Here is a 23,256-nt window from a genome sequence, read left to right on the forward strand (position 1 = left end):
CAGGCTGCGGGACCGTCCGCGGTCTGTTTTTTTGCGTTTATGATATATCGAAACTTTTACCTCCTTCCATTCGTCTACGGTATATAGAAAATTTTGTTAAAGGGGGCGCTGCATGTTGTACACCAAGCTGATCGCAGTCGCGATGCTGACCGATTTGCTGCTGTCCGCGCTTGTCGGGCTCGGTGTGTACGGCGGATTCTCGATTCATCCGGCGGGTTTGTTTGGGGAAGCGGTCCGAACTACGACTCCGGCAACAAACGCCTTTCAGGCGGCGATTCCGCTCTGGATGCCGTCGATTCAGGACCTGAAGCAGCCGTTATCCCTCCTGCCCGAGCCCGCGGCGGTTTCCTATGCGTGGACGGTCGTCTTCTCCCTGATCGCCATCGGGATTCAAAGCTACTCGCGGGGTGTTTACCTTGGAGGTCTGCGCGATGTCGTGCTGAGGCGCAAGCCGTCCAGGCTGGCGGATTACGGCCGCCATTATTTCAAGCGAATGCTCGGCTGGTCGTTCCTTCAGTTACTGGCGCTAATCGCCGGTGTGCTCTTAGCCCCTCTGGGCCCAGGTCCTATTGCGATTCTGTTTCTTGTATTGTTCGTCTATTCGTTCGTGCCTTATTTGATCGTGCTGTACGATCATACGCTCGGCTACGCTCTGAAAGTCGGTCCGTCTTTGTTTCGCGCCCACTTCTGGTCGTTCGCGGGCTTTGCTCTGCTCACCATGTTTCTGACCGGTTGCATTAGCGTGCTTGTCACACTCGCTAATCCGTACCGGTATTATGTGATTATGCTGCTGTACAGCACGGCCGCTACGCTGTTGATCGGCGAGTTTATGAATCGTCTGCACGCCAAAACGGCCGAATACCGGCTGGAAGCCAACTTTCAAACCGAAACAATCCCTCTTCATCGTGTAAAAACAGCCGGTTTGACGGCGCTTGTCCTGCTCGTGCCTGCTGCGGCCACCTGGGTCGCGCTCGGTTATCCGGCGGCTGCCGTCGATCGCGCGCTCCATCCGGCAAGAACGGAACTGCCGGGAATATCGTATAGCGCCGGATTTTCCGACGCTCTTAACGCCTCCGATTCCATGTACAGCACCTATACGTGGAACGACGGCTCGTTCCGGCTGCATATCTCGCTGCCGGATTTAGCGGACGGAGCTTCGGTCAAGGAGATTCGCGGAACGGCCAAGATTAGCTGGCTGGTGAAAAAAGAGCGCGTAACCTCATCCGGTTCCCACCATACGAGTTGGAACGAGGATGTGCTTCAGGAGCAAACGATCCTATACCGGCTCGTCAGAACGAGAAGCGAGGACGGATCGTTCTACTACACGAGCCGCGGCGGAACGGCTGCCGTTATCGAACTCGGCTCTGCCGATAAAGAGCCGATGCGATTCGAGATGACCGTAAGCGGCGACGGGAAGAACATCTTCCTTCTGAAATATCCGGCTCAATTCGACGCGGAGCCGGTCTCTCGGATAGCAGGAAACGGACGTTATTGGACGCCGCAGGCGAGCCGGATCAACGCAGGCGATTTCCGCTCGTACTGGTTTTCCGCTCATACAAGCAAAGAGGACGTGCTGGAGATGCTGGCGGCCAAAAACCATTACAGCTCTATCGGTCCGAAACGCCCGTTTATACAGCTCGCAGCCGCGCTTCAGGAGGCGGACGGCACGATGGTGAACAAGGCGCTGCAAACGATCGCCGCAAACGGAGCAATCGTCACAGCTCCTGACTGGAATGAGAAGACGTGGTCGGACTATTTGGCGGGACTGTACGCTTCCTCCGATTGGGACGGCTTTATCGAGCATTTGAGCAGAGCCGGGGCGTACAATGGCTATTTGCCGCAACAACTGAAGCCTCCCCCGGCAAATACGAAACCTGCATCGGAATCGTACCGCATTACCGTTCCATTTCCCGGGAAATTAGTGCTTTTGGATTACGAGACCGACTCCGATCATCACTTGACACGACTCGCTCTTACACTTCCGGGCGAATAAGTCCCGGCATGCATTTGGACCGCACAAGCCCTCACAATCTACCTCGACAAGCATATGGTAGTCGTAGAAGGAGGTGCTTCGCATGGTCCAGTACGAAACAGCCCGTTCCATGCTGAATCGGAGAGTGAAGGTTCGCACGAAATCGGGCATAACCCATATCGGGAAAATCGTTAAAGTGACAAAAACGCATGTTTATTTGCAAAAAGCACCGCGCAAACGGAGGGGAAAAGGCAAAGTCGGCACACGCTTTTTTGCGCCTTTCATCCTGCCGCTCGTCTTGTTCGATCTGCTCGCCATCGTTCTGCTTATCTGAGGTTACAGGGCGTGGCAGCCTAAATAGAACAGGCCGTATACGCAAACAGGGCACATGGGGATCCCATGTGCCCGCACTATTTTATGATCGCATTCGTGAATACCCGCTTGCCGTGACCAGATTTAAAGCTTTATGATTTGTTCTTTGTACGAGCTTTTACCGCGGAAGTCCGGCATCTCCATCACGCGCCCGCCGTTCGTGACCGACAGCTCGGACAGCAGGCCGACCGCCGTCCATTCGCAGGCGTCGTACACATCAATCGGCGGCTTCGTACCATTCCGGATCGAATCGACGAAATCCTGCACGATGAAATAATCACCGCCCCAATGGCCGGCCTTGCTCTGTTCCTCCGTCACGTTCCGGTAACGCTCTGGCAGCAGGTCGTTAAAGTCCGAGAGCGGACGCCACTGCGCCTTGTCCGGATGCTCCCCGTCCTGGACGAAATAAATTTTGTGATCGTCCCCAAGCCCGCGGGGCGCTTCGTAACACGCCTTCGTTCCTTGCAGCGAATAATACGACCCGTTATGCGGGCGGTTCGAGATGCAATCGAGCCGGATTTTGAGCAGCTTGCCGCTCTCGAGCTGGACCATCGTCAGCGATGTATCCTCTTGCCGGAATCCAGGGGCGGTATGCCAGCCCGTGGCGAAGGTCGCAATCGATTGGATCCGTTCCCCTTTGAACCATTGCATGAGCGGACCGAGACTGTGCGTCGGATAAAAGGCGCCGCGCTTGCCAAGCTGCCAGTAGTTGCGCCAAGACGTTTTGCCCGGAGCCATCTGGGCTCCCGGCACGCGCCGGTTGTAACCGCTCGCCAGATGTTTGATGTCGTGCAAATATTCGCCCTCGCCGAAGTAAATATCGCCGAACAGCCCTTTCTTAACCATGCTCCCGATCAACTGATTGGTCGGTATGTAGCAGTAGTTTTCCGCAAACATGAACACTTTGTCGCTATGCTTCTCCACCGCTTCCTTCAGCCACCACAGCTCATCCATCGTGACCCCCGCCGTCACCTCGCACATGACGTGTTTGCCGGCCTCGAGCGCCTGAATCGTCTGCTGGACATGAAGCTGCATCGGCGTGGAAATAACGACCGCGTCGATATCGGAATCGAGCATGTCTTCATATATGCGGTACGTATTCGGAATACCGAATTTGTCCGCTTGCTCGCGGAGCAGCCCTTCGTGCAGATCGCACAGCGCCGTTACTTCGACGCCTTCAATCGAGCGGAAACCGATCATATTGCTCAGCCCTCGCGCGCCGACTATACCTACCTTTAACGTCACCTTTTACCAGCTCCGTCCTCTAATTTAGGTTATACCAGACCCAAAAGTTCAGGCGTATTGCGGTGAATGATGTCTTCGATTACTTGATCCGGAATTTGCGGAAGCGTCGTTCCTTTGGCGAACTGATTTACGTTTCGCAGCAGGTCGATCGTTTTTTGCGTCGAGAAAAACGGGAAATCCGAGCCGAACAAGATTTTATGCGTCACGCCGTATTCCATCGCACTGACGAGCGCATTATAAAATTGCCAAGGCCGCGAACCAAGTGCGGACATGTCCATGTACACATTCGTATTTTTACGGACGACCGAGATGCATTCGTCGATCCACGGATGACCCATATGGGCGATAACCATTTTCAGATCGGGGAATGCGCGGGCGATCGGATCCAGCTCGACCGGCCTTGATGCATCCAAATAGCCTTCCGGCACGAACGAAGTGCCCTGATGCCACATAATCGGCAGCTTCAGCTCGTTTGCTTTCGCATACAGCGCATAATGCTTCGGATCGTTCGGGTAAAAGTTTTGGTAAATCGGCGCGATTTTGAGGCCGCTCAGCTTGTATTCGGCAATCGCCTCATGCAGAAGCCGGGGCGCATCCGGCTTGTTCGGGTCGACACTGGCCAAGCCGAACAGCTTGCCGGGAGCGGTGGCCACGTATCGGGCCACATCCTCGTTCGGCACAAAACAGCCTGTAGCCGGAGCGTCGAACGCCAGCACGATCGCCCCATCGAAATCTTTCACGCATTCCTGATGCTGCTCCACCGTAGCGACAACTTCCATATTCCAGGCCCGCTTGGCGGCGGCTCCCCACGCCCCGCCTACTTGACCCGGAAGAAACAGATGAGTATGGCAATCGAATATCATCGTATTAGCTCACGCCTCTCTAGCGCGTTTTTATGCTCGTTTGCCTGCTTGCGCAGCGGACTCGGCTCCGCCGGTTTACCGGGCTCCGCCCTGCTTCGGCATATCCTTGACAGGAGCCGGCTTCTGCTCCAAATAGCCGAGCTCTGCAGAGATGCGGTCGGCCGTCTCTTTGACCGATGCCCCCATCATCTGGTATTTCGTAGCCGGCAAATCTTTGTTCAGCGTGGTGATGCTGATCGAAGCGAACACTTGGCCGTTCTCGCCCCGAATCGGCGCCCCGATACAGCGGATGCCTTCTTCGAACTCCTCATCCTCGATCGAGAAGCCGTACTGGTGCACATGCTCTACATCCTCCATCAGCTTCTCCAGCGCCCGTTCGAGCTTATCCGGCGTTCCTTCCAGTTCGGCCGCGAGCACGGCGGCGATCTCCTCCTCGCTCATGCCTGAGGCAATCGCCTTGCCCACACCGGACATATGCAGCGGCTGCACCTGCCCGATTTTCGTGGCGAACCGGACGAAACCGCCGCCTTCGACTTTGTCGACATAAACCGGCTTACCCTTCTCCGACACGGCAAGATGCGCGGTGTAGGGCGTATCCGCCACAAGCTGTTCAAGATGCGGACGAGCGATGGCGACGAGGTCCATCGACTTCATATAGCCGATTCCCCAGCGGAGCACGCCGTGTCCGAGTCTGTATTTGCCTTCCGGATTTTTCTGGATCAGCGAATACTGCTCCAGCGTGTTCAGAATGACAAAAGCGGTCGACTTCGGCACGTTCAGCGTCGTATGAATTTCTTGAATCGTCAAATGCTGCTCGGTGAGCGCATTCAGAATCGCCACCGTTTTGTCGATGGCGGGGACGGAATATTCCTTCGGCTGCTTTTTCAATGCACAATTCCTCCTTTCCTTCCATGGCCGTTCCACATACAATAGAGTTGAAAGCGTTTTTTCGCCGAAAGCGCCACTTCGGCTTACAGCTCGCTCGCGTTCGCCAGATGTCCGCCGTCGACGGCAATCGTCGTGCCTGTAATATAGGAAGCGTCGTCGGAAGCGAGGAACAGGAATACATTCGCGACTTCCTCGATCGTGCCGAGTCTGCCCATCGGCGTGCGTGCGGTCAAGTTCAGCGACTGGTCCTGCTGCTTCAGCTTGCGGTCCAGCGGCGTATCGATAAAGCCCGGCGCGACGGCGTTGACGCGAATGCCCTGCGGAGCCAGTTCCACGGCCATCGACTGGGTCAGCAGAACGACGGCTCCTTTGGAAGCGTTATAGTGCGCGAGCATGGAGCTTCCGGCCAGTCCGTTCTTCGACGTCATGTTGACGATCGATCCGCCTTTACCGCGAGCGATCATTCGATTCGCGATCGATTGGCTCAGCACGAACATCGAATTTACGTTTACATCCATAATTTTAGTCCAGTGCGACAGCGATATTCCAGCAAAAGGTTCGCGGAACGCAATGCCGGCATTATTGATCAAAATGTCGATGCCGCCCATCTGCGTCCAGGCCTGTTCAGCGGCGGCGGCAGCGGCGTCCAAATCACTCAGATCGCATACGGCATATTCGATTCGCGAGGACGAGCGGCCGCGAAGCGCTTCCGCCGTTTCGCGCAGCTCCTCGTTTTTGACGTCAAGCAAAAACAGATCGGCGCCTTCTTGCAAAAACTTCTCCGCGATGCCTTGGCCTATCCCTTGCGCGCTCCCGGTAATGAGCACTTTTTTACCGGCTAATTTCATTGGATATTCCTCCTCCGACAAAGTATCGGAATGGTCAACTTAATATAATGAACAACATTCAATATAATAATAGTGGAATCCTTTTTTCATTGTCAATGATTATAACATCCATGGCATACGAAATAGAGACATATTATGCAGGTTGACTTCTAGTTAAATATCGCCATATAATCAACTTATTGAATCACATTTAATATGCTGAATTTTCGGAGGGGCGACATGATCAACACAAACAGCGCTAAGCTTCGCGAGGAAGCCCGCAAATATGCGCCTGGAGGCGTGCATTCCGCAACTAGAAACGTAGAGCCGTTTCACGTATTTACGAGAGGCGAAGGCGCCTACATTTACGACGCCGACGGCAACAAGTTCATTGATTATCAAGCGGCGTTCGGTCCGTACATCCTTGGCCATAACTTCCCTTATGTCAATAATAAAGTAATCGAAGCGCTCAGCAGAACCGATATGTACGGCGTAGGCACGACCGATCTCGAAATCGAGGCCGCCCGCAAAATTACGGTTCACGTTCCGTCCGCCGAGCAGGTGCTCTTCGCCAATTCCGGATCGGAAGCGACGTTCCATGCGATCCGTCTCGCCCGCGGCATAACAGGACGTCAGAAGCTGATCAAGTTCCAAGGCTGCTACCACGGCTGGCACGACTACGTCGCCCGCAACATGCTCAGCTCGTGGGACAAAATCGGCAAGCGCGATCCGGGTTCGGCCGGGATGCTCGAAGAAGCGATCGACAATACGCTCGTCTGCACGTACAACGATCTGGACGACGTGGAGCGCACCTTTAATGAAAACAAAGGGCAAATCTCCTGTATCATTATCGAGCCGATCCCGCACAACATCGGCATCATCATGCCGCAGCCGGGCTTCCTGGAAGGACTGCGCGAATTGTGCGACGCGAACGGCGCCCTGCTCATTTTCGACGAGGTCATCACCGGCTTCCGTCACAGCATCGGCGGCTATCAGAAGGTAGCGGGCGTTACACCGGACTTGACTACGATGGGCAAAGCGATGGCCAACGGCTTCCCGATCGCGGCGGTAGCGGGCAAGAAGGAATATATGCAGCGCTTCAACACGCAGCCGGGCGGCGACGTTTGGTTCGCAGGCACTTACAACGGCCATGCCGTAGGCACCGCCGCTTGTATCGCCACGATCGAAACGATGGAAAACGAGCCGGTTCACGAGCATATTTTCCGTCTCGGCGACCGGATGCGCTCTGAAATCCGCGGCATTCTGGACCGCCTCGGCATTACGGCGTACGTAGCCGGCTTCGGCTCCACGTGGACGACCTACTTCATGGACTTCGAACCGAAAAACTACACGGACCTGCAGCACAACGACGCAGAGTTTTATGTAACGTACCGGAAGAAGCTGATCGAGAAAGGCATCTACAAAATGCCGATGAACCTCAAGCGCAATCACCTCAGCTACAGTCATACCGACAAAGAAGTCGACATTACGCTTGAAGCGATCGAAACCGTATTGAAGGAAATGACCGGCAAATAAGCATAATCTAGAAGAAGGCGAACCGACAACGCGATCGGTTCGCCTTTTTGCTGCCGTTTGCGCCGCCTGTCATGCTGCTGGCACTCGGCCGTTCAGCCGAGGAACCGGCGGATTTGCTCCAGAACGGCGGGAAACTCCTGAGTGAAGACACCGTGACCGGCATGCGAAAACATGACGAGCCTGGAGTCCGCGATGCGGTCGTTCAGGATGCGGGCGTGCTTCGGACCGAACACCCAGTCTTTCTGTCCGTGGATAATGAGCGTCGGCGCCGTAATCCGGTGCAATCGTTTGTACGAGTCGTAGCTTCGGTTCGCTTGTTTGTGGAGCTCCATGCTGATTGGGTTTGGCGGCAGCCGTCCCATCCGTTCGACCAGCGCCGCCGGCGTGTCCGGATTTGCCGACATGAAATCTTTGGTGAACAGCATGCCGAGCGTATGCTCCGGAGAAAAAGCAGCCTGCTTACGCGACAGCCACCGAATCATCTTCAGCGTCGGAAACACACGCCTGACGCCGCATGTCGTTGCGCATAAAACCAGCTTCGCCACGCGTTCAGGATACTCGATCGCAATCTCCTGAGCGATCATGCCGCCCATCGACTGGCCGAATACATGCGCTTTTTCGATATGAAGCTCGTCCATAAGGCCGATCACATCCCGGGCCATATCCGCGATGCCATATGGCTCGGTCGGCGCGTCGCTCCGGCCCGTTCCGCGATTGTCCAGCATAATAAGGCGTCTGTTCTCGCCGAGTGCGGCTTTCGCTTTCGGATGCCACCAGTCCATATTGCTGTCCTTCCCCGTGATGGCGATCAGGGGGAAGCCTTCTCCCACCGATTCGTAGCAGATGTTTACACCGTTCACGAACACTTTGTCCAAGAGTCGGACCACTCCCTTGCGTCTTATTCCCGGTTGCCGGGGGCGATTCCCGACTATTATATGCCGACAATCCGCAGGGGTTTGTACCAATCGGTTTCGGTTCGCCCGATTTTGGAACGAGCAGGTGAGCGCACATGCGAATAGCGGAAACGTTTTTCCGCTATTCCACCGCATCCGCGCGTTTTGCCATCTTTAGCGGAGAATTCGTTCCGCTATCCCGGCGGTTCGCTTGCACAGCAAAGAAACCCGGCCATCGGCCGGGCTTCGCTGCGTATACATTTTCCTAGCCCCATCCGTTACAGCAGCGATTCCGCCCCGTCGATAAAAATCTCCGTACCGGATATATGGCTCGACTCGCCGGAAGCCAGAAACAACACGAGATCGGCAACCTGCTCCGGCTTGCCCGCCCCATGCTCCAGCGGCTGACTGCCCTGCGGATACTGCACCGGGATTTCGATGTTTTTCAGCTCCGGCGTTTTCTTCGTATTTTCCCCGATATTCGTTTCGATCGCGCCGGGACAAATGACGTTCACGCGAATTTTGTACCTGGCCAGCTCGAGCGCCGCCATTTTCGCAAAAGCGACCTGCCCCGCCTTCGAGGCGCTGTAGGCGGATGAGCCGAAGCCGGAAAATTTACGGCTGCCGTTGATGGAGCTCGTAATGACGATGCTGCCGCCGTTCTGCTTCATATGAGGGATCGCACATTTGACCGCCAGAAACGTCCCTTTCAGATTGGTCGTAAGCGTACGGTCCCAGTCCTGCTCGGACATGTTTTCAATCGGCGTTAGCGTTCCGTTAATGCCGGCGTTGGCGAATACAATATCGAGCCGTTTCCATTGATCGAACGTTTGCCGGATCGCATCCTCCATCCGTTTCGGATCCGAAACATCGACATCGGCTACAATCGCCTGGCCGCCGAAGCTTTCAATCTGCTGCTTCACCTCGTCGGCGCGATTTTCCTTCAGATCGGCAAGGCATACTTTGGCGCCTTCCTGTGCAAGCCGGATGGCCGTCGCCCGCCCGATTCCGGAGCCTGCCCCGGTTACGAACGCAACCATGTCTTGTACCCGCTGAAGCTTCCGCTGCTGCTCGGTCGGCTGTACGGCGGTTTGCGGCATAAATGATCCCTCCTGAATAAACCGTTTTTGGAAAATGGGCTTCCTCGTTTAGCATGTCCCAGTGGACAATATTTTGCTCATCCTTTTGACAAAAGAACGAAAACACCCGGGCAACCGTACGATTTGGTAAGATTAGAATACTACTGCATCGATTAAGGAGGCCGCTACCCATGTCCGATTACAAACGCGGGCAAATCGCCAAGCTGGCGGGAGTAAACAGCGAAACGCTGCGTTATTACGAAAACGAAGGCCTTCTTCCGCCGCCGGCCCGCACGGATTCCGGCTATCGTTTATACACGGAAGAAGCACTGGCCAGGCTCACTTTTATCAAAAACGCCAAGTCCTGCGGCTTTACGCTTAAGGAGATCAAGAAGGCGCTGACCTCATCGGGCGGCGGAAACATCGGTCTTGGCGACTTCCTGCAAGCGATCGACCGCAAAATCGGCGCACTGGACCAAGAAATAGCCAAACGCGAACAAACGAAATCGCTTCTTGCCGCTCTGCGGGCGAATATCCAGGCGACGGAGAAGCATCCGGACATCCGGGATACACTGCGTACGCTCCGTATTGATTCGTGATTCCCTCTTGACCTTGTACCTACCTACAGCCCGTATGCTAGTACCATCAACGGTTGTAGGAGGCATATACTAATGTTGCGAAGCACATCCCCAGAACAGTTATCCGCGATAAAAAGCTTTTTGAGGCAAACGAGCCGACACGACGGCAAGCCGGCCGACCAGATTCGGCGCGAGATGGACGCCGCCGCTTCCGCCATTCCGCTGCTCCCCGCAACCTGCGTACAGCAAACGGCGATCGGCAGGCTGCAAGGGGAATGGGTTTGCACCGACACCGGCGAAACATGTCCCGATGAAATAAAACGGATCATCCTATACTTTCACGGGGGCGGATTTACTTCCGGGAGCTGCGCCATGTATCGCGGCCTCGCCGGGAGATTGTCCGAAGCAAGCGGCGTGAAGGTGCTTACCGTCCAGTATCGGCTCGCGCCGGAGCATACGTACCCTGCCGCCAATGAGGATTGCTTGAGCGCCTATCGCTGGCTGATCACAAACGGCTATCCGGCCCAAAATATCGTTCTCGGCGGAGACTCGGTCGGCGGCAGCTTGGCGCTGATGACTTTGCTATCGCTGCGTGATGCCGGAGAGGCGCTTCCGGCAGGGGCGTTTCTGCTGTCTCCGCATACCGACCTCGTCCATTTGGACGGAGAGTCGTATAGGTCGCGGGCCGAGCTCGATCCGACGGGCAGCCAACAAGGCAATCAGGCGATTGCAGACGCTTACCTCGGCGATTGGCCGGGAGAGCCTCCAGCTCTTTTATCGCCGCTTCGCATGGAGCTGTGTGGACTGCCGGAGCTGTACATCCAGGCGGGCGACCACGAGGTGCTACTCAGCGATGCGACCCGGTTTGCCGAGCAGGCGACCAAAGCAGGCGTGCAGGTATCGCTGGAAGTTTGGGACGAGATGTGGAGCGTGTTTCAATTCATGGCCCATATGCTCCCGGAAGCCCGTCAGGCGATTGCGAACATCGGCCGCTTCGTACGGTCGGCGCTGAAGCTGCCGCCCGTTGGCGGCGCGATCGAATAGAGGGCGGAGCATGGTACATAAGAATACGGAAGCGGAACCGGCGAACAAGGTTCCATTCGAATACGAGAGCAGCCGGCTAAGGACCGGCTGTTTTTTCCTTTTTTTAACTTCGCTGTTGCCGAATCGAATTAAATCAATTACTATATAAAGTAATAATAATTACTTTATAATGAAAATGGGGTTTGAACATGTCCCTACTCAACCGCTGCTCCTTGTTCGAAGACGTTCAGTTGCTCCGTCGCAGCGATATCCGGCTGCACGATTACTTGAACATTTTGATGGAACGCTTCGATCGGGTAGAGCCTGCCGTGCGGGCGTTCGAGCCGGAGACCGGAAGGATGGAGCGGTTATGGCGGGAAGCATCGGATCTTTCGGAACTGTACCGCGATCCCGATAATAAACCGCCTTTGTTCGGCATTCTTGTCGGCGTTAAAGATATGATCCATGCGAACGGTTTTCCGACTAAAGCAGGCTACAACCTGCCCGCGAACGCGTTAACCGGACCTGAAGCCTCTATTGTGTCCCGTTTGCGGATGCAAGGCGCCTTGCTCGCGGGCAAAACGGCGACCGAGGAATTTGCTTACAGCAGCGTGCCCCCTACCCGCAATCCGCATAATCTTCTGCACTCCCCGGGGGGCTCAAGCTCTGGTTCGGCCGCTGCCGTTGCCGCCGGTCTCGTTCCGCTCTCCATCGGCACTCAGACGCTTCGATCGGTCATCGCTCCAGCCTCCTTCTGCGGCGTAGTCGGCTTCAAGCCCAGCTACGGCCGGATTCCGACGGACGGCGTCCTGCTCCTCTCTCCCTCGTTCGATACGATCGGCCTGTTCACCCAAGACGTGGCAAGCATGCGGTATGCTTGCTCTGCGCTTGTGCCCCGATGGCGCAGTGGCATAGAAAGGAGGGCGGGCCACACGGTTGTCGGAATCCCGAACGGCATATATAGATCCCTTCTGTACGAGGGCACTTGGTCCGTATTTGAGGCGCAGATCGGTCGCTTGCAGGAAGCCGGATTTATGGTGAAATCCGTGGATATGCCTTGGGGGGACGATTTCCTGTACGGCGATGCGATGCTGCGAATGATCCAGGCGGAGATGGCGCTCGTTCACGAACAGCGGTTTCAGTCGTACCGTGAGCTATACGGCCCGGTCTGCCGCAGCGCCATCGAGAAAGGGCAAACGGTAACGCCGGAGGAGCTGGAGCTTAGGCGTAGAGGTCAGTCCGAGCTTAGGCGCAAGCTTGAACTGACGATGGATGGCGAAGGCATCGATCTGTGGGTTTCCCCAGCGCAGGCGGGTCCCGCACCGCAAGGTTATGCGGAAACGGGCCGCGGCGGGATGACGGCCATCTGGACCTATGCCGGCCTGCCGTCAGTATCGATCCCGGGAGCATTCTTGAACGGCATGCCGCTCGGTTTTCAATGCATTGGCGCATACGGCCAAGATGAAGAACTGCTAGAGTGGGCAGTACGAATTGAACAAACGCTGAAGATGGGGGGACGTTAATCATGCTGGAGCGTATAAACGATAAGGTAACAAGAATCTCCATTGAAGAGCCAGGACGCGGCAATGTGAATGTGTACGCCATCGTATCTGACATCGTGACCTTGATTGATTGCGGCTATAACAGTCCGCACAGCCGGTCCAGTCTACACGCAGACTTGGCGCAGCTCGGGCTGCATCCGTCCGGTGTCGATCAAATTGTGTTGACACACCGCCATCCCGACCATGCGGGCGGTGCCGCCGGCTCCTCTCTGCCGTGGGGTCAAGCTCGAATGATCGCATTTCCCGTTCCCGACCAACTGCCCCTTTCCCCGAGCTCGATTTCGACGAGGAAGCGTTATATGCCTGAATCGTTATGGAGCGTGCTTCTGGATGCAAACGGAACAGCGCCTCCACCAGATGAGGATTCCAGCGCGCAAGCGATCAGGTTCGACCGTTTGGTGCAGGATGGGGAGACAGTCGATATCGGCGGCGGAAAGCTTACGGTACTGCATACGCCGGGTCATTGTGCAGATCATATTTCGCTTATGGGGGATGACGGCGTTTTATTCGGGGGTGACGCCGTTCTGCATAACGGCCCGCCTGCTTTGGAATGTTTGGACTCGTACACAAACAGCATCGGCAAAATCGCCGCTTGCCAAGCGGCAGCCATACTGCCCGGTCACGGAAGCGTCATCGACCGCCAGGACGAGACGATCGCCCGAACGCTGAACCGACTTGAAGCAACTGACAAAAAGCTGCTGGCTGCCGTACGGCGCGGAATCGATGCTCCTTTCGGACTTGCCCTGGAATGTACCGAAGGCCGCATACACCGCGGACTCCTCTTCTGGCTAGACGTCGTTCTCGTCCATTTGTTCAGTTTGGAACGCCGCGGCGACATTCATCTTACACGCAGCGGAGAAATCATCGAAAGCATCGCGCTCGCGCGTTAATGCCGCCATCGAATTGACACACTATTCTCACAATTACAACCAGCAACCGCTGCCGGAACGACTATACTAAAATTGAATCCATTATGGAAACGAAAGGATGCGCTGCTCATGCCCTTATGGTTCCGCCGCAATCCTGCAACCGGAAAGATCGAAGTCCCCGCCTCCCCTGCGGTTTCGGCCGCGCCGTCCACTAACGGGGAAGTGTATGAAAACGCAGCCAGTACGATTATACAGGAACGCCGCACGCAGAGCTGGATCGACGAAGCGATCCGCGAATGTCAGCAAAACGGCGGCCTCGACCGGCTCGAAGGCAAAGGAAAACCGATCGAGGTTCCGACCGGCGACATTATGAACTCGATTTTGAAAAATTCGGGCTTTCTTCCCGCCTGGCTGGAGCTTCAGCACGAGATTCGCGACGATATCCGCGCCCTGATCCGACAGCTTGATGCAGGCGGCGACACAGCATCGCTGCCGGCCAAACTCGCAGACCTTAACAAAAAAATTGCCAAATACAACAACAGCGTCCCCACTCCCGTTCTTCAAAAAGGCCGCCTGCATGCAGACAGCCTAAGGCAGCAGGCTAACGTCTGGGAATAGGCCACACCGCCGCCCGCTTCTGTCCAGCAGTGCGGCATCCGAACAAACCGGCTCCTTCCGTCACAGGCAGGGAGCCGGTTTGTTCGATTTCACAGCGCCCGCACCCCACAGCCGCTATTTGGCTGCTCCGCCGCGAACATGCTATGATGATCCTACTATGACCTTGCGCCAAACCGAGTGAGAGGAGCTGGCCAACATGCTGGAGTCGGCCTTCGAATATTACGAAGCTTGGCGGAACGTACCCGGTCCTTTGGAAACAACGGCGGGCATGTGGCTCGTTCGCGCCGGACATAACATAGCGAAGCCAAGCTATCTCTCCGGGCCGAAAATTATCGAAAGCTACAGCCTGCACTTCATCGTCCAGGGCAAAGTCCGGCTCGAATACGGCGGCGAAACGGTCGTCCTTGCGAAGCATAACTTGTTCTGCCTTTGGCCAAACGTCTCCTACAGCTACCGAATCGAGCCTTCCGCCTCCCCGCTCCGGATGATGTGGCTGGTTCTGGACGGCCCCCAGCTTCCCGCTCTGCTGGAAAGAATCGGAATCGGACCGGGCCAGCCTTTCAGCACGGCTTCGCCGTTCGACGCGTCGGCGCGGGCGATCGTGAACAACATTCACAGAACGCTGCATATGCCGCACGGCGACCCGCTGGCCCGCCAGCTTTTGCTGTACATGCTGTTCGACCGGCTGGCGAAAAAAACTTCCCGTCCGCCCGAGCCCGATCGGCATAATGGCGACTGGGTAAACCAAGCGCTCGCCTACTTCCGGCTCCACTATACGGAGCCGCTGAGCATCGGAGAAGCCGCCAGGCTGGCCGGCGTGCACCGCTCCCACTTCACTGCGATGTTTCAACGCGAAACCGGCGAGTCTCCCCAGCAATTCGTGCTAAGGCTGCGTATGGAGAAAGCCACCGCACTGCTGAAGGAAGGAGCGCTCTCGGTCGGCGAGATCGCCCTTTCCGTCGGATACGCGGACTTGTACTCGTTCTCCAGAGCCTACAAAAAATATGCCGGCCACCCTCCCTCCGACTTGCGGAAGAATGGCGGCCGGCTTGCACTCGAAAGCGGCGGCGAATAGAATCGCAGCAGCAGCCTTCCCGGCTTAAACCGACACACTCTCCTGCGTCGGTTTTTCCTTCGGAACGAGCCGTCCGGCGACCGTTACCGCGATGCAGAACAGGAAGCAGACGCCGAACAGCACCCGGATCGGCACCCCGAACGATTCCCCCGCCCCGCCTGCGGAGCCCATCGAGCCGACAAGCAGCGTCGCGAGGCCGATTCCCGCAATTTGCCCGAGATAACGCACCATCGCGAGCAAGCTGCCGGCCAGACTGCTCTTCGAGCCGGGAGCCGCGCTCATTATTTCCGCGTTATTCGTGGCGTGAAACAAGCCGATGCCGATACCGAACACGGCCAGCTGCAGCCCGACCGTGATCGGCGTCACATCCGGGAAGAGCGCTACGAACAGCATCGATACCGCGCACAGGAGCGAGCCCAGCGCAATCGGGGCCGAGCCGCCGTATTTGTCGCGGAACCAGCCGGCAAACGGGGCGACAAAACCCATGACGAGCGGCTGAAGCATGAGCAAAGCGCCGGTAGCCCAAGCGGAATAGCCGAGCTGGCTCTGCAAATAAAAGGTGACGGGGATGAGCGTCGCCGTCTGCGCCAAATTAATGAGAAACGAGCTGGCGTTGCCGAGCCATACTTTGCGCCGGCTGAACAGCTCTCTGTCCAGGATGCCGTAATCGATGCGCCGCGAATGCAGCCACAAGGCGACCAGCAAAACGATGCCGAGCACGCCCTCAGCCAGCGTCTGCGGTGAAAAGGCAGACGATTTCTTGACCGCTTCGGCCGCCATCATGAGCAGACAAGCTCCCGCCGCGAGCAAAGCGGAACCGACGAAATCGATCCGCGACTTAACGGCTGCCGTGCTTTTCCCTTTCGGAAACCAGCGCAGTCCAAGCACGCAGGCAACGAGCGCGATCGGCACATTAATCCAGAACAGCCACGGCCAATCGGCAAATTCCAGCAGCAAACCGCCGATGGCGGGACCCGACAGCGTACCGATCGAGATGACGATCGCGTTGACGCCGAGCGCCCGGCCCCGTTCGTGATCGGGGAACACCTGCCTCACCATCGCCTGGCTGTTGGCCATGATCATCGTCGCACCGATTCCTTGGAGGCAGCGCGACAGCAGCAGCGCGGCGAAGCCGTGCGAAAGCGCAATGAACAGCGAGCCGAGACCGAAGACGAAGAAGCCGCAGCTGTACACGGTTCGCCGCTCGAGCCGGTCGGACAGCTTGCCGAGAAAAGGCAGCAGCGCGACCATCGTCAACAGATAGATCGTGGCGACCCAGCCGATCTGCGCCAGCGAAACGCCGAACTGGTCGGCCATCACCGGCAGCGATACGTTGACGATCCCTACGTCCAGCGTGGAGATGAGAGTCCCCATGTTGACGACTTGCAGGATGGCCCATTTGCTTGGTTGTTTTGCGGACATGATTTACGTTTCCTTCCCTCTTGCGGCTATTCGGGCACAAGCGACTGAAGGCGCTTCCCGAATAGCCGCGACTGTGTGTGTAGCTCTCGCCTGATTGTACATCCAGCCAGGGCAATTGAAAAGAACACGAATGTTCGTTTTCGTTGTACCGCTGCGATCTGCGGCACGTCCGCCAGCCTTTAGCGCGCCCAGCTTACCGAGTGCTGCGCGACCGGCTCGTGTTTGCCGTTATAGGCCAAAAACGTCAGCGGCTTAGCCGGATCGAGCGCGCTGAAGTCAAGCTCTAGCTCCCAAGGCATCTCGTAGCTTATACCGAGCCTCTTCCCACCCTGCATGACAGCAACCGAGTACGGCTGTATATCCATTGGCAGCTTTGCGTAGACGAACAGCTTGCGCTTGCCTTGCAAAGCCTTCGCCTGATCGAGCGGAACATAACGGATGGAGTCGCCGGTTCCAGCCCCTTGCGCGATTTTGGTCAAAAAGTAATCGCTCTGGATAAGTCTACGATACATATCGTACATGAGCGGATTTTCTTTCATATCGTATATATGATCGCCGTTTAACATTTCGGTCCGCGATTTGGCCATATTGAAGTACGTCATCGCCTTCACCTGCGGAAACATACGCGGCAGGAAGCCATACATGCCGCCAAGCTGCCCTTCCGCCCACTTCGGATAACTCGTGCTTGTCGTCCGGTAATAGTGGGAAACGGCGCCTTCGGAAATCATGATCGGCTTATGCGCATATTTGTCGTACAAGGGTTTGAAGTAATCGATTTGATTTTTGCTAAAATCTTCCTCGCCGGCAAATAAAGGCGTCGAATACAAGGAAAACCCGACCCAATCGACGTATTCGTCGCCCGGGTAATAGGCGTCGATATTGTCCTGCGGCCAAAAATTCGGCGACCACACCGTGGCCACATTCGGGGCTTCTTCCTTCATAATGGTGGCCATCAGGCGGAATTTCTCGATATATTTGGCCGGCTCGTCGTACCACGGCACCCAGGCGCCATTCATTTCCGAAGCATAACGCAGGAAGATCGGGATGCCATACTCTCTTGCTTGCCGGGCAAACGATCGGACGTATTCGTCGTCCTTCACGCGATCCAGCCCGTACTGCGGCTCCCAGCCGATCTGGACGGCTCCCCCGCCAGCCGCCTTCACGCTGTCCAGCAGCCGGGTGGGGAAATAATTGCGCGTATCGTGCTCGTCCTTCGGCCAGCCGGCGTACGTCAGCGCGATCGGGTGATAACGGCCGAACGTCTTCTCGACCGACGGCCAATCGAAAATGCCGAACATACCGAGATACGTGCCGGATACAGGCTCGAACTTGGCGAGCTGTTTCGGCGCTTCCGCTGCTACACCAACGTATGGCGACAGCGTAACCGTCCCCGGAACGGGAATCGTTTCGTCGTAAAACCGCTTGTCCTTGTGATCCGCCTTCGCCCAGTAACCGTCTGTCGCGGCATACCAGTCGGACGCCTCCTTGTCCGCGCCGATGCTCCGGAAATAGGCGGCTTTGCGCCCGGCATAGTCAGCCGCAACGCTCCAATTCCCTCCTCGCTCCGCTTCCTTCATCCGCTCGTCCCACCGCTCCAGCATCTGCGCCGGCACAGGCTGAGCCTGGCTCTCCCCTTGAACCGGCAAATTCACCGGTCGCTGCCGTTCCTTGTTGCCTTCCGCAAGTACCCATCCCCAGACGAAGCCCGCGGCCAATAAACCGGCGATAACCGCCTTTTTTGCGTAGGATCGACGCATCGTCCCGCCCCCCGTTTCGACCGATATAGATCTATTCTACTAGAATAAACTTGCAAAGTGGAGCCCTGGTTCGAAGCTCGCCAATAAGCGGCACCCTGTTTCTTTGTGCCCCGTATTAGTGTACAATAGGGGGAAAGCGCTAAACCTAACATGTTGTGATAACTAATGGCGGTGAACCTAAAAGGGTGGAATTAAGGCAAATCCAATATTTTATCGAGGTCGCGAAGCTGGAGCACGTCACAGAGGCTTCTTATGTGCTGCATGTGGCCCAATCGGCTGTCAGCCGGCAAATCTTCAAGCTGGAGGAGGAGCTCGGCGTCGACCTGTTCATTCGTGACGGACGCAAGGTGCGGCTTACACCGATCGGGAAAATGTTTCTCGGCCATATGCAGCAAGCGCTGCAAGTCATCGAAAAGGCGCAGCAGGAAATCGAGGATTATCTCGATCCCAAGCGGGGCACGATCAAGATCGGCTTCCCGAGCAGCTTGGCCTCTCATCTCCTGCCGATGGTCATCTCCGCGTTCCGCGAGAAATATCCGCAAGTGCAATTCCAGCTCCAGCACGGCTCCTACCGGGAGCTGATCGATCTGGTCGCAAAAGGAACGCTTAATCTGTCGCTGATCGGCCCCGTGCCGAAAGGCAGCAAACAAATAAACGGCGATACTTTGTTTTTGGAAAAAATCGTGGCGCTATTGCCAAAGGACCATCCACTCGCCGACCAGCAGTCGCTCAAGCTGAGCCAGCTGCGCAGCGACATGTTCGTGCTGTTTCCGGAAGGCTTCATCCTGCGTGATCTGGTTATCGAGGCTTGCGGAGCGCAAGGCTTCGAACCGAAAATCTCTTTCGAGGGCGACGAGATCGATGCAATCAAAGGGCTGGTCGCAGCCGGACTCGGCATTACGCTGCTGCCGGAAATCGCGCTTAACGACAACATCCCCCGCTCGACGGTCAAAATCCACTTGCAGGACCCGCAAGTAACGCGGACCGTCGGCCTTATTACACCAGCAACCCGGGAGCTGACGCCGACCGAAAAGCTCTTTTACGATTTTATCAAAGCGTATTTCGTGAACATCGGCCGCTTCGGCTACGAATAAGCCCGCCTAGAATAACAAAGAGGGAAATGAACGCTGAGGCGTCCGTTTCCCTTATTTTTTCTGTTAAATGTCTATGAAAATTGGGAGTTTATATTAAAAAAAGAATAACTATGATAGAAAATGCCTATAAAAAGGAATTAAGTAACTATTTTTACCAAATATTGTTGCATAAATTTCTTCTTTAGTGATAGTATAAATTACAGAAGTTATGTCGACATTCTCCTAAATTTTCCAAATAGAGGTGGATGAATTTGAAAAAAAAGAAACTCCCAATCTTTCTTACAATTATTACTTGCATAACATTTAGCGTTGTACCTGCTTATGCGGCACCTACAGGCGTTACACAATTGTTTTTATCGACCGCCTCTGGTCCCCTTGCCTCCTATTCAGACATAAATGGTGATAAGAGCTACAATAAATTGACACTCGTCCACCAGGTCGTCAAAGATAATAACTATGCCAACCCATTATTTAAAAAGAATATTCCGATACCAATGTTTGGAACTTATCTTCGGGAGTACAGTATCACACTTGGGATTCAAGTGCTAATTACAAAGCTGATGGTACTTTTGAAGCGATACAGAACGGGTTAGTAGTGTGGAGCGGTAGTGATTATGATGACACTCTTTAACAACAAGACTAAAGTCTAGTATCCATTAGACAAGGGGGAGACAAATCCCCCTTGTCTATTACCAAGGTGATGAAATGAATAGAAATAGGATATCTGTTATATTCATGCTGCTAACGATCGGTTTTCTGTTAAGCGGTTGCTGGAAAACGCAGTCTCAAAAGGAATCACCATATTCTTCCCTGGTTAAGACAGAAAGCACTTTAATAAAAGTTCTGTATATCAATAACGATAAATTTTACCGCGACTACGGCTTTTGGTTAAAACAGGGATTTCCGAATATCCAATTCGAAGTTGTGTCATACGAAGAAGCCATAAAGAAAAATGATAAACAGTTATTGTTTGAAATCATAAACAAAGAAAATCCAGACCTGATCTCAATTGATCACAGTATATTTGAAGAACTGATCAAACGAGGGATGTTAATAGATTTGGAACCGTTAATGGTTCGCGATCAGTACAATGTCGGGCAATTCGTTCAGCCTGTTATTGAATATTTAAGGCATGACGGTAAAGGCAGATTGTTTGGATTAACACCGATTTTTAACAGCCGCGCATTATTTTATAATAAGACGTTGTTCGACCGTTATCAAATCCCTTATCCGAGCGAACGGATGACATGGCTCGAAGTTTTCGACACCGCCAAAAGATTTCCGAACCATGAAGTTTACGGCTTTGAATATCCTTTAAGCGACTTTAATCCGATGATCCTTGTAAATGAGATTTTGTTGACTCACGGTTTGTCCTATTGGGGACCGAACTCGAAAAAGTTAGTTCAGAGCAACCCCCAATTTGAAGCGATAATGAGTAAGGTCATAAACGCCTATCAGGAAGGTTACATATACAGCTCGGAACACCAGGACACGGAAACCGTAAATGTCGCTGCCGATGCCTCTTTGGAAGGGATGTTTTTATCGGGAAGAGCAGCGATGACATACGGAAATTATTATTTTTTAAATGATATCGAAGCCGCAAGATTCAATAAAAGCGCCTCTTTTGACTGGAGTTTAGTTCCCGAGCCTGTCGACCGTGACAGTAAAGATTCCACATACAATTACACTCTTTATGACATCTTTGCCATTCACTCTAATGTCCGTAATCAAGATCTCGCTTGGGAAATATTGAAGTATATCCACAGCGATCAATCAGCCAAAAACATATCTTTATCAGCCAACAGCGGAGGACTCTCCACTCTTCAGAATTATGTTACCGACAAATGGGGAAAATCACTTTCTGCCTTTCATCAATTGCATCCGAAATTGGACGGTGAAGTTAAAATTCCGTTCAACAATGATTTAGCGGAAGCGGCAAAAAGGGCAACTCTTGACGTGTTGAGAGGGATTAGCTCCTCTAAAGAGGCATGGAATCAAATTTCCACTGTTGTTGAGGAACAATATGTAAAGCGCAATGAGGAGGCACCATGAACACGAGACGAATCTTAGTTTTTCTATGCTTGATCGTATGTTTCGGATCCGGGTGCAAAAAAAAGGAATCTCCAGATGTAATGATAAACTTGAATGAACAATATGCAATCACGGTAATGTATTATAGCGATCAGTCGTTTATTGATAAATACGGAAAATATTTCATGAAAAAATTCCCTACTATCAAGCTTATTATGATTCCTTACCCTGCCGTTCGTGTAAACGAAGATATTGTTGCGATCATGTCCGAATATGTCAAACAGCATAATCCCGACATTTTATTCCTGCCTAACTATGGAGTTTATCGCGACTTCGCGAGATCTGGAAAACTAACCGCTCTCGATGAATGGATAACGATAGATCGATATCCATTGGAGGATTACCATCAGGGCGTCTTGGATGTCCTTCGGTCGGCAGATGAACGATCTATTTATGGTTTATCTCCAACCTTTACTAGTAGAGTGTTGTTTTATAATAAGGAGCTTTTCGACAGCAACAATATCCCCTATCCTAGCAATCATATGACATGGATGGAACTTTTCAAGCTTGCATCCGTCTTTAAGCAGGGAAAAGGATTAGAGTTGGAATCGAATAAAAGCTATGATTTGTTAAAGGAACTAGGCACTCGACAAGGGCTAACCATGCTTAACAACAACGGCACCAGTGCAAGATTAAACACCCCTGAATGGAAAGGGGTATGGGAGACTGCCGCAACGGCATATCGGTATCAAAACCTGCAAACAAACAATCCTAATGGACAACCATCCTTTCTTAAGGGTACCAGCGCTATGTTTCTTGCAAATAGCTATAATATGGAGAATATCCCTTCTTCTATTTCATGGGGGGTCGTTACAGAACCCATAGACTCAAACAGAGAGAAAAGTTCATATTCTCTTTACCTGGATGGCATATTTGCAGTTCATTCACAAGCGGATGAACGAAACAAACTGGCTGCTTGGGAATTTATCAAGTATATCAATAGCGAGGAAATGGCTTCTATCCTACTCGAAGAAAGACCGAATACACCGACTTCCAGGAAAAATTCTTTCATGCAATATAATAACAAGGAGAAGGCAAGTGCATTATACGGTTTAACTTCATGGACGAGACCTGTATTGGAAAAGGTTCCTCAAAGATTTTTCAATTCATTGGAAACGATTGCTGTTGAAAAACTGGATGGAGTGATAACGGGCAGTGTTTCCATAGAGGATGCTTTAATGGATCTACAGACTGAAGCGGAGAAAATATTAAGTGAAAAATAAATGAGCTTTTACTGAATGGCAGAAGTGTCCCCAAAAGTTAGAAAATATGATAATTAGGCAGCTTTTAGGGTATGGACCCGATTTTGTAGTGGGGCTCATGCCCTTTAGTTCTGAATTTTTTACTTTTCCATTATTTGAAAATAAAGAAACTGCGCCTCCAATGTTAGATCGTGTCTAACAATTGAGGTGCAGTTCTAACGGGCAACTTTTACCGCGAACGAAGTGCAAGTGGCGGGGCTGTAGCCGCTCGCCACTATTAATGAACTTCG

21 protein-coding genes are annotated in these 23,256 nt (G+C 53.8%); 13 read left to right on the forward strand and 8 right to left on the reverse strand.

Translation table 11 applies throughout. From position 1 onward, the window contains the following. Positions 1-112 precede the first annotated feature (112 nt). Together D7M11_RS20730 and D7M11_RS20735 are read left to right on the forward strand one after the other, a co-directional pair. The gene (locus tag D7M11_RS20730) at positions 113-1,993 is read left to right on the forward strand and encodes a hypothetical protein (protein WP_120749169.1); all 1,881 of its coding nucleotides are present in this window, start codon (positions 113-115) and stop codon (positions 1,991-1,993) included. Between the two features lie 82 nt (positions 1,994-2,075). Further along, positions 2,076-2,306 carry a hypothetical protein gene (locus D7M11_RS20735; protein ID WP_120749170.1) on the forward strand — a complete coding sequence of 77 codons (231 nt, stop codon included), beginning with the start codon at positions 2,076-2,078 and terminating at the stop codon, positions 2,304-2,306. A 122-nt stretch (positions 2,307-2,428) separates the two neighbouring features. Here the strand turns inward: D7M11_RS20735 and D7M11_RS20740 are convergent, their stop codons facing one another. From D7M11_RS20740 to D7M11_RS20755, 4 genes are all read right to left on the reverse strand, one after another. Further along, on the reverse strand, positions 2,429-3,589 hold the full coding sequence (locus tag D7M11_RS20740) for a Gfo/Idh/MocA family protein (RefSeq protein ID WP_147433470.1): 1,161 nt from the start codon (positions 3,587-3,589) through the stop codon (positions 2,429-2,431). A gap of 29 nt (positions 3,590-3,618) precedes the next feature. Next, positions 3,619-4,452, reverse strand: coding sequence for an amidohydrolase family protein (locus tag D7M11_RS20745; RefSeq protein WP_120749172.1), 834 nt, complete (start codon positions 4,450-4,452; stop codon positions 3,619-3,621). Between the two features lie 75 nt (positions 4,453-4,527). Next, positions 4,528-5,340 (reverse strand): IclR family transcriptional regulator, encoded by an 813-nt coding sequence (locus D7M11_RS20750; protein ID WP_147433471.1) that lies wholly within the window; start codon positions 5,338-5,340, stop codon positions 4,528-4,530. Between the two features lie 83 nt (positions 5,341-5,423). Further along, a complete protein-coding gene (locus D7M11_RS20755) occupies positions 5,424-6,188 on the reverse strand; it encodes an SDR family NAD(P)-dependent oxidoreductase (protein WP_120749174.1) in 765 nt (254 codons plus the stop codon). Positions 6,189-6,407: 219 nt separating this feature from the next. Between D7M11_RS20755 and D7M11_RS20760 the strand changes: the two genes are divergently transcribed. Continuing rightward, positions 6,408-7,703 carry an aspartate aminotransferase family protein gene (locus D7M11_RS20760; RefSeq protein ID WP_120749175.1) on the forward strand — a complete coding sequence of 432 codons (1,296 nt, stop codon included), beginning with the start codon at positions 6,408-6,410 and terminating at the stop codon, positions 7,701-7,703. A gap of 92 nt (positions 7,704-7,795) precedes the next feature. Here D7M11_RS20760 and D7M11_RS20765 read toward each other — a convergent pair whose 3' ends face one another. Then, positions 7,796-8,569 carry an alpha/beta fold hydrolase gene (locus D7M11_RS20765; RefSeq protein WP_240041240.1) on the reverse strand — a complete coding sequence of 258 codons (774 nt, stop codon included), beginning with the start codon at positions 8,567-8,569 and terminating at the stop codon, positions 7,796-7,798. 305 nt (positions 8,570-8,874) lie between these two features. After that, positions 8,875-9,696: an SDR family oxidoreductase gene (locus tag D7M11_RS20770; RefSeq protein WP_120749177.1), complete on the reverse strand. Its 822-nt coding sequence runs from the start codon at positions 9,694-9,696 to the stop codon at positions 8,875-8,877. A gap of 170 nt (positions 9,697-9,866) precedes the next feature. Here D7M11_RS20770 and D7M11_RS20775 point away from each other — a divergent pair, with 170 nt between their 5' ends. The 6 genes from D7M11_RS20775 to D7M11_RS20800 all read left to right on the forward strand — a co-directional run bounded on the left by D7M11_RS20775 (position 9,867) and on the right by D7M11_RS20800 (position 15,400). Continuing rightward, the gene (locus D7M11_RS20775; protein ID WP_120749178.1) at positions 9,867-10,274 is read left to right on the forward strand and encodes a MerR family transcriptional regulator; all 408 of its coding nucleotides are present in this window, start codon (positions 9,867-9,869) and stop codon (positions 10,272-10,274) included. Positions 10,275-10,346: 72 nt separating this feature from the next. Continuing rightward, positions 10,347-11,297, forward strand: coding sequence for an alpha/beta hydrolase (locus tag D7M11_RS20780; protein ID WP_120749179.1), 951 nt, complete (start codon positions 10,347-10,349; stop codon positions 11,295-11,297). Positions 11,298-11,485: 188 nt separating this feature from the next. Next, entirely contained in the window at positions 11,486-12,799 is a 1,314-nt protein-coding gene (locus tag D7M11_RS20785) for an amidase (protein ID WP_120749180.1), read from the forward strand. 2 nt (positions 12,800-12,801) lie between these two features. Further along, positions 12,802-13,728: an MBL fold metallo-hydrolase gene (locus tag D7M11_RS20790; RefSeq protein WP_120749181.1), complete on the forward strand. Its 927-nt coding sequence runs from the start codon at positions 12,802-12,804 to the stop codon at positions 13,726-13,728. A 72-nt stretch (positions 13,729-13,800) separates the two neighbouring features. After that, positions 13,801-14,325, forward strand: coding sequence for a DnaJ family domain-containing protein (locus tag D7M11_RS20795; protein ID WP_193556244.1), 525 nt, complete (start codon positions 13,801-13,803; stop codon positions 14,323-14,325). Positions 14,326-14,521: 196 nt separating this feature from the next. Next, positions 14,522-15,400 carry a helix-turn-helix domain-containing protein gene (locus D7M11_RS20800; RefSeq protein WP_120749183.1) on the forward strand — a complete coding sequence of 293 codons (879 nt, stop codon included), beginning with the start codon at positions 14,522-14,524 and terminating at the stop codon, positions 15,398-15,400. A gap of 24 nt (positions 15,401-15,424) precedes the next feature. On the opposite strand, the gene D7M11_RS20805 is transcribed toward D7M11_RS20800, so the two are convergent. Next, positions 15,425-16,822 (reverse strand): MFS transporter, encoded by a 1,398-nt coding sequence (locus tag D7M11_RS20805; protein WP_120749184.1) that lies wholly within the window; start codon positions 16,820-16,822, stop codon positions 15,425-15,427. Between the two features lie 179 nt (positions 16,823-17,001). Next, positions 17,002-18,579 (reverse strand): glycoside hydrolase family 26 protein, encoded by a 1,578-nt coding sequence (locus tag D7M11_RS20810; protein ID WP_120749185.1) that lies wholly within the window; start codon positions 18,577-18,579, stop codon positions 17,002-17,004. Between the two features lie 185 nt (positions 18,580-18,764). On the opposite strand from D7M11_RS20810, the gene gltC reads away from it, so the two are divergent. From gltC to D7M11_RS20830, 4 genes are all read left to right on the forward strand, one after another. After that, the gene (gene gltC / locus D7M11_RS20815) at positions 18,765-19,673 is read left to right on the forward strand and encodes a glutamate biosynthesis transcriptional regulator GltC (RefSeq protein ID WP_120749186.1); all 909 of its coding nucleotides are present in this window, start codon (positions 18,765-18,767) and stop codon (positions 19,671-19,673) included. A 251-nt stretch (positions 19,674-19,924) separates the two neighbouring features. After that, entirely contained in the window at positions 19,925-20,266 is a 342-nt protein-coding gene (locus D7M11_RS20820) for a hypothetical protein (protein ID WP_120749187.1), read from the forward strand. A 142-nt stretch (positions 20,267-20,408) separates the two neighbouring features. Next, the gene (locus tag D7M11_RS20825) at positions 20,409-21,725 is read left to right on the forward strand and encodes an extracellular solute-binding protein (RefSeq protein WP_158606758.1); all 1,317 of its coding nucleotides are present in this window, start codon (positions 20,409-20,411) and stop codon (positions 21,723-21,725) included. Positions 21,726-21,814: 89 nt separating this feature from the next. Continuing rightward, entirely contained in the window at positions 21,815-22,987 is a 1,173-nt protein-coding gene (locus D7M11_RS20830; RefSeq protein WP_193556245.1) for an ABC transporter substrate-binding protein, read from the forward strand. Positions 22,988-23,256 lie beyond the last annotated feature (269 nt).

Origin of the sequence: Paenibacillus ginsengarvi (assembly GCF_003626695.1) — a bacterium.
Lineage (GTDB): Bacteria > Bacillota > Bacilli > Paenibacillales > NBRC-103111 > Paenibacillus_AB > Paenibacillus_AB ginsengarvi.

What these genes read in the sequence shown, in the direction of transcription:
- D7M11_RS20805 (WP_120749184.1), bottom strand. Translation starts at nt 16,822, where the DNA reads ATGTCCGCAAAACAACCAAGCAAATGGGCCATCCTGCAAGTCGTCAAC.
- D7M11_RS20730 (WP_120749169.1), top strand. Translation starts at nt 113, where the DNA reads ATGTTGTACACCAAGCTGATCGCAGTCGCGATGCTGACCGATTTGCTG.
- D7M11_RS20745 (WP_120749172.1), bottom strand. Translation starts at nt 4,452, where the DNA reads ATGATATTCGATTGCCATACTCATCTGTTTCTTCCGGGTCAAGTAGGC.
- D7M11_RS20800 (WP_120749183.1), top strand. Translation starts at nt 14,522, where the DNA reads ATGCTGGAGTCGGCCTTCGAATATTACGAAGCTTGGCGGAACGTACCC.
- D7M11_RS20760 (WP_120749175.1), top strand. Translation starts at nt 6,408, where the DNA reads ATGATCAACACAAACAGCGCTAAGCTTCGCGAGGAAGCCCGCAAATAT.
- D7M11_RS20825 (WP_158606758.1), top strand. Translation starts at nt 20,409, where the DNA reads ATGCTGCTAACGATCGGTTTTCTGTTAAGCGGTTGCTGGAAAACGCAG.
- D7M11_RS20775 (WP_120749178.1), top strand. Translation starts at nt 9,867, where the DNA reads ATGTCCGATTACAAACGCGGGCAAATCGCCAAGCTGGCGGGAGTAAAC.
- D7M11_RS20755 (WP_120749174.1), bottom strand. Translation starts at nt 6,188, where the DNA reads ATGAAATTAGCCGGTAAAAAAGTGCTCATTACCGGGAGCGCGCAAGGG.
- D7M11_RS20735 (WP_120749170.1), top strand. Translation starts at nt 2,076, where the DNA reads ATGGTCCAGTACGAAACAGCCCGTTCCATGCTGAATCGGAGAGTGAAG.
- D7M11_RS20785 (WP_120749180.1), top strand. Translation starts at nt 11,486, where the DNA reads ATGTCCCTACTCAACCGCTGCTCCTTGTTCGAAGACGTTCAGTTGCTC.
- D7M11_RS20810 (WP_120749185.1), bottom strand. Translation starts at nt 18,579, where the DNA reads ATGCGTCGATCCTACGCAAAAAAGGCGGTTATCGCCGGTTTATTGGCC.
- D7M11_RS20780 (WP_120749179.1), top strand. Translation starts at nt 10,347, where the DNA reads ATGTTGCGAAGCACATCCCCAGAACAGTTATCCGCGATAAAAAGCTTT.
- D7M11_RS20770 (WP_120749177.1), bottom strand. Translation starts at nt 9,696, where the DNA reads ATGCCGCAAACCGCCGTACAGCCGACCGAGCAGCAGCGGAAGCTTCAG.
- D7M11_RS20790 (WP_120749181.1), top strand. Translation starts at nt 12,802, where the DNA reads ATGCTGGAGCGTATAAACGATAAGGTAACAAGAATCTCCATTGAAGAG.